At 42.0% G+C, this 1,053-nt stretch carries 1 protein-coding gene; it reads left to right on the top strand.

Annotated elements, in window-relative coordinates:
• Nucleotides 1-1,053 (top strand): MlaD family protein (locus B7C60_RS18455; protein WP_245868938.1); only part of this gene is annotated, 1,053 nt, incomplete at both ends.

The following is a 1,053-nucleotide window of genomic DNA, read 5'->3' as shown; positions in this document are numbered from 1 at the left end:
TCGAGCTCAACACGTTTTTGGCTCGTCAAACCGACAGCGAGTTTATCTGGTGTTTCAGGGCTTGATGCGCTCGTATCTGGTAACTACATTGCCATTCATCCCGGTAATACAGAATCAAAACCAATAGAACATCCAAAAGTATTTGCTGCTGATGATAATGCACCATCCGATTTAATCGCGAATGGCGGATTAATTATCTCTCTACTCGCTGATGATTTAGGAGGATTATCGATCGGATCACAAATTATGTATAAGAAGATTCCTATCGGGGAAGTGTTTCGCTATCAACTGGATCAACAGACTCAATTGGTACTCATTCAAGCGTCAATCAAAGAAGCATATCGTCATTTAATTACCTCTAAAAGCCGGTTTTGGAATGTCAGTGGTCTCGGGGCTCATTTAGGTGTTCATGGTATAGATATACAGTTAGAAAGTTTAAGTACCCTGGTAGGTGGAGCCATTGCTGTTGACTCTTCGGAGGGGGGGAAGCAAGTAGCACAACATCACCAATTTAAACTCTACAAAGACTTAAAAGCTGCCGGGCTTGGCATACCGATTACCATCCATTTACCTGATAATAGCGGCATAAATCCATCCGGTACATCCATTATGTATAAGGGGATTAAAATCGGTCAAGTCGTACGTTTACAACTTAGTGATGATCACACTCACGTTATCGCACATGCAGCGATCCAACCGTCATTTAGTCAGATGTTGACTCGCGGTAGTCGATTTATTTTGCAAGAAGCTAACGTTTCCATTTCAGGAATAGAAAACCTCCCCAATCTGGTAAAAGGCAATTATTTAACATTGATCCCAGGTCAGGGCGATCACACTCGACATTTCACCGCTCTAAGAGCAAAAGACGACGCTAAGAGGTACTCACAACAGCTCGAAATAACACTATTGTCAGAAAGTACATATGGCTTGAATGAAGGATCGCCATTGCTGTATCGAAACTTAACCGTTGGTAAAGTCGAACGCTTTATTCTCACACCTAACGGAATTGAGATTGTAATTAACATCGATGATCAATATCGCCACCTCATCGAT

Origin of the sequence: Vibrio fujianensis, from assembly GCF_002749895.1 — a bacterium.
GTDB lineage: Bacteria > Pseudomonadota > Gammaproteobacteria > Enterobacterales > Vibrionaceae > Vibrio > Vibrio fujianensis.
The sequence above is the reverse complement of the archived record's forward strand: the minus strand, read 5'-3'. Positions and strand labels throughout refer to the sequence as shown.